Genomic DNA, 4,983 nt, shown 5'->3' on the forward strand with positions numbered 1-4,983 from the left:
GGGGCGGGGGCCGTTGGTGGCGGGGAGTTCCTCGGTGTGGATGTCGGTGAAGCCGGCCTGGTTCAGGAGGTCGGTCCACACGTGTTTCCGAAGCACCCACCGGTGCAGGGTGGCGCTCTCGCCCTCCGGGGTTTTCGCCGGTACCTCGGCGGCCGTGACGTCCGGCTGTGCGGGCTGGCCGGACAGGTAGTGGGCGAGGGTGGAGAAGGCCAGGCGCCCGCCGGGGCGGAGCGCGTGCGCGGCGGCCGGGAGCAGTTCGCGGGGGTCGGTGAAGTCCACCGCTCCGAAGTTGCTGTAGAGCACGTCGTAGGCGCCCGGGTGCGCGCGGAGGTGGGCGACGACGTCCGCGTGGACGAGGTGCAGGCGGGGGGCGAGGTCGGCGTACAGGGTGGTGGCCAGGCCGTGCTGGGCCGGGGACGCGTCCACGGCGTCGACCCGGTCCGGGGCGTGGTGCACGGCCAGGTGCGCGGCGTGGCGGGCGGCGCCGGCGCCGAGGTCGGCCACGGTCTTGCCGGTGAGGTCGCCGAGGACTTCCGGGCCCGGCCCGGCCTGCTGGTCCCAGGCCCAGTGGAAGGAGTCGGGGACGGCGCGGTCCTGCGCGGCGCGGGCCCGGCCGTAGTGGTGCCATAGGTCTGTGGTCGTCACCCTGGTCATCCTGACGGCACCCTGCGGGGGCTGTTGCCGGTTCGGAGGCCTTCTCCTACGGATCACTCCTGACCCGCGCCGCCCCCATGGACCGAAAGAGACCAGCTAGAGCCGGCCTTCGCCGCTCGCCTCCAGGTTTGCGCGGAGGGTGGTCAGGGTGGTGGCGAGGTTCGTGAGGTCGGTGGCGGGGATGCCCTCGGTCAGGGTGGCGAGTGTGGTCTCGACCACGGGGCGGGCGGCCGACAGTGCCTTCTCACCCTCGGTCGTCAGGCGCAGTACCGAGGAGCGGCGATCCTGCGGGTGCGCGGCGCGCACGCACCAGCCGCCGGCCACCAGTCGGTCGACCGCCTTGCTGACGGCCCCCACGGTGATCGCCAGATCGCCCACGATGTCGAGGACCCGGCACCCGTCCACCCGGTCGATGATCTGCAGGATCTCGAACTGGCCCAGGGTCAGGTCGCTCTCGGCGCGCAGGCGGGCTCCGACCGCGTTGTAGAGGCGGGTCTCCACGCGGACGAGGTCGAGGAACAGCGGAGTGGCGTGGCTCACAGAACCTCCAATAGATTCCCAGGAATCATCTTCCCTGGAATGTGCTTAGCTGAAAGCAGATGGATTCCAAGGAATCAATCTTCGCATCCGGCCGAGCCGATGGAGGCCCGCCATGTCCGCACAGCAGCGCCACGCCCTGGACGCCCTGCTCCGCTCCGTCCCGCGCGGCGACGAGCCGCACACCCCCGCCGAGCAGCGCTCCGGCTTCGCCGCCGCCATGACCCGACCGGCACCGGACGACGTCACCACCCGTCGGACGGTCGTGGGCGGCAGGCCCGCCCTGGAGCTGGAGCCGGCCGGAGCGGCCGACCGCGGCCGGCTGCTCTACCTCCACGGCGGCGGCTACGTCCTGGGCTCGCCCGACACCCACACCGGCCTCGCCGGTGAACTCGCCGCCCGCACCGGACTGCGGGCCACCTCGGTCGACTACCGCCTGGCTCCCGAGCACGCCTTCCCGGCCGCGGTCGAGGACGGCCTCGCCGCCTACCGCGACCTGCTGGAGACCGGTACCGACCCCCGGGAACTCGTCCTGGCCGGCGACTCGGCCGGCGGCGGCCTCGCGCTCGCCACCCTGCTCGCCGCCCGGAAGGCGGGACTGCCGCAACCGGCCGCCGTGGTGGTCTTCTCCCCGTGGGTCGACCTCACCCTCTCCGGGGAGAGCATGCGCACGAGGGCGGACGCCGACCCGATCTTCACCGAGGCCGGCATACGCGCCTTCGCGGACCTCTACATCGGCGCCGGCGACCCCGGCGACCCCCTCGCCAGCCCGGTCTTCACCGACCTCACGGGCCTGCCCCCGCTGCTCGTACAGGTGGGCGCGAACGAGGTGCTGCTCGACGACGCGGTACGTCTGGCCGCCCGCGCGGGCGCCGCCGGCGTCGAGGCCACGCTGGAGATCGGAGCGGGCCTCCCGCACGTCTACCAGGGCGAGCACGGCCGTCTGGAGGAGGCGGACGCCGCACTCGACCGCGCCGCCCGTTTCCTCACCGCCCACCTCCCCGTCCCGGTCGCCCCCGTCAGGCCGCGGAGCGGTGAGGAAGACCGCTGACGCGAGGCGGGGGACGGCCCGCGGGGCCACGCCTCCGGTCGGAAACACGACCAGGACCCCGGCTTCCCGTCACAGAGCGTCCAGTGCGCCCACCGGCACGTGGAAGTGCGACGGGCCGCCGCCCGAGCACCACCAGAACAGGCGCTCCTCGGCGTCCTCCGCCGGGTGCATGCCCAGGCCGTGCTCGGGGCACAGGGGCCACGCCCGCCACAGGAGCTCCACGACGGTCTCCTGTGCGGCGTCGGCCACGCTCGCCAGTGCGGCGGCAGGGCTGTCCTGCGACTCCGCGTCCAGGTTGTTGCCGTGCCACTCGCCGTTGGCCATGGCGACGTGGACGTGCTCCGGCTCGTCCTCCTCGTAGGGCGGGAGGGCCAGCAGTCGCAGGGGCTCCACCTGGGGAAGCGTCGCCGCCAGGTCCCGGTTCAGGAGGGCGAGGGCCTGGTCCCACCCGGGATACCTGCCCGGCGGGACGTGGCGGGGGTAGTCGGCGGGATCGATGGCGGCGCACATGGGAGCATCCTCCGTCACACGGGTCAGATGACGGGCGGGCGGCCCAGGCTCGTCATGCGGCGGACCGTCGACCAGCGCATGGGGCGGCGGGGGCCGCCGGAGCGGCGGACGCCCTCCGCGAAGCCGGCGAACCAGGACGCGAGGCCCGGCAGGGAGCGGGTGCGGGCCACCGTGAGCAGCGTCCACACGCCCAGGTAGACGGGGACGAGCAGGACCGGCAGGTTGCGCTTGGCGAGCCAGACGCGGTTGCGGGCCGTCATCCGGTAGTAGACGGCGTGCCGGGCCGGGCTGGTCTTCGGGTGCTGGAGGAGGAGTTTCGGCTCGTAGACGACCTTCCAGCCCGCGTCCAGGGCACGCCAGGCCAGGTCGGTCTCCTCGTGGGTGAAGAAGAAGTCCTCCGGCCAGCCGCCGATCTCGTCGAGCATCGTCATCGACAGTCCGTGGCCGCCGCCCAGGAAGGTCGTGACCTCACCGCCGCGCATCGGGTCCTTCGCCCCCAGGCGGGGCACGTGGCGGCGCTGCGTCTCGCCCGTCTCGTCGGCGATGCGGAACGACACCACACCCAGGGCGTCGTCGCCCTCGTACAGGTCGGCCAGGCGGCGGAAGACGTCGGTGTCGACGAGCAGGCCGTCGTCGTCGAGGTCCACCACGACGTCGACGTCGCCGAACGCGCGCAGGGTCTCGATCGCGACGTTACGACCCCCGGACACGCCCCGGTTCTCGGGCAGTTCGACCCCGGTGACGCCCTCGGGGAGTTCCGGCAGGGTCCCCGTGCCGTTGCCGACGACCACGATCCGGGCGGCGGGCTCGTCCTGCGCCGCCACGGCGCCGAGCAGCGCCCCCAGCTCGTCCGGGCGCGTGCCCATCGTCAGTACCGCCACACCCACACGAGGTCGCGCCACGACTCTCTCCGTTCCACGGTCACCGGCGTCCGCCGGCACTCACTTCCGGACTCACTCCGGCCCGCGATGCTAACCGGACGACGCCACCCTCCGTTCACCCGAGGCTCGGCCGCCGTCCATCGCCCCGCCCGGATCCCGGGGGCGCGGGCGCCCGACGTGGGCTTCCTCACGGGGGCCGGCGGGCGCCCCGGGGGGAGCGCCGCGAAGCGCGTCGCCCGGCGGCTCTACGCTGGTTCCCTTCCGTCAAGTTGATCGATCGTCGAAGGAGTGGTCTCCAGGTGCTGGTCGCGGACCGATATCGGCTTCATGTGTGTATCGGCCGGGGCGGCATGGGCGAGGTGTGGCAGGCCACCGACGAGGTGCTCGGCCGGGACGTCGCCGTGAAGCTGATGCTGGCGCACGGGACCGACCCCTCCGCCGCCGACCGGTTCCGGCTGGAGGCGCAGACCGCCGCCCGGCTGAGCCACCCGCACGTGGTGGGCGTCTTCGACTTCGGCACCTGGGACGGAAAGCTGTTCCTGGTCATGGAGTTGGTGGAGGGCGACAGCCTCGCCGGGAGTCCCTCCGACCCGCTGGTGCTGCCCGCCGAGCGGGTCGCGGTGGTCGCCGCGCACGCCGCCGCCGGGCTGGCCGCCGCGCACCGGCAGGGTGTCGTGCACCGGGACATCAAGCCGGGGAACCTGCTGGTCGACGGGGACGGCACGGTGAAACTGGCCGACTTCGGCATCGCGCGGTTCGTCGACGACCCCTCCGGCGCGCTCACGACGACCGGTCAGATCGTGGGCACTGGCCTCTATCTGGCCCCCGAGCGGGCCCTCGGGCAGTCCGCCTCGCCCGCCTCCGACGTCTACTCGCTCGGCTGCGTGCTCTACCAACTCCTCACCGGACACACGCCCTTCCGCGCGGACACCGCCACCGCCCTGCTCTACCAGCACATCGACAGCGCCCCGACGCCGCCGACCCGGCTCGGTGTGGCGCTGCCGCCCGAGTTCGAGACGTACCTGCTGAGCCTGCTGGCCAAGCAGCCGGAGCAGCGGCCGCCGGCGCAGGCCATCGCCGACTGGTTCTCCTCCGGCGCCTGGCGCGCCTACGCCCGGCCCGCCCCCGCCCAGCACACTCCGCACCACACCGCCGGTCGGCCGGGGGGCGCGGCCACGCGCGCGGTGCACGCGCCGAGCGGCCGGACCCAGGGGGCCGGACCCATGCCCGGCACCGGCCCGATACCGGGAAGCGGCGGGCTGCCCGAGGGCCCGCTCGGGGGCCAGATAGAGGCCAGTGCCCACGATCTGACCGGTCGTCGTGAGCGCGCCGGAGGGGTCGTCGACGAAC

Annotated in this window: 6 protein-coding genes; 2 read left to right on the plus strand and 4 right to left on the minus strand. The window is 73.8% G+C overall.

The window, feature by feature from the left end:
- Both EAO70_RS36510 and EAO70_RS36515 read right to left on the minus strand, forming a co-directional pair.
- The coding region (locus EAO70_RS36510) for a class I SAM-dependent methyltransferase (RefSeq protein ID WP_148007077.1) at positions 1-654 on the minus strand (654 nt) is incomplete at its 3' end.
- Positions 655-750: 96 nt separating this feature from the next.
- A complete protein-coding gene (locus EAO70_RS36515; protein ID WP_148007078.1) occupies positions 751-1,194 on the minus strand; it encodes a MarR family winged helix-turn-helix transcriptional regulator in 444 nt (147 codons plus the stop codon).
- Between the two features lie 112 nt (positions 1,195-1,306).
- Between EAO70_RS36515 and EAO70_RS36520 the strand changes: the two genes are divergently transcribed.
- Positions 1,307-2,242, plus strand: coding sequence for an alpha/beta hydrolase (locus tag EAO70_RS36520; RefSeq protein ID WP_148007079.1), 936 nt, complete (start codon positions 1,307-1,309; stop codon positions 2,240-2,242).
- Positions 2,243-2,311: 69 nt separating this feature from the next.
- Here EAO70_RS36520 and EAO70_RS36525 read toward each other — a convergent pair whose 3' ends face one another.
- Positions 2,312-2,752, minus strand: a complete 441-nt coding sequence (locus EAO70_RS36525; protein ID WP_148007080.1) for a hypothetical protein — start codon at positions 2,750-2,752, stop codon at positions 2,312-2,314.
- A 23-nt stretch (positions 2,753-2,775) separates the two neighbouring features.
- Entirely contained in the window at positions 2,776-3,654 is an 879-nt protein-coding gene (locus tag EAO70_RS36530) for a glycosyltransferase family 2 protein (protein ID WP_187284206.1), read from the minus strand.
- A gap of 278 nt (positions 3,655-3,932) precedes the next feature.
- Between EAO70_RS36530 and EAO70_RS36535 the strand changes: the two genes are divergently transcribed.
- A partial coding sequence (locus EAO70_RS36535) for a serine/threonine-protein kinase (RefSeq protein WP_261993237.1) occupies positions 3,933-4,983 on the plus strand: 1,051 nt, incomplete at its 3' end.

Source organism: Streptomyces sp. adm13(2018), assembly GCF_008042145.1.
In the GTDB taxonomy this organism is placed as follows: domain Bacteria; phylum Actinomycetota; class Actinomycetes; order Streptomycetales; family Streptomycetaceae; genus Streptomyces.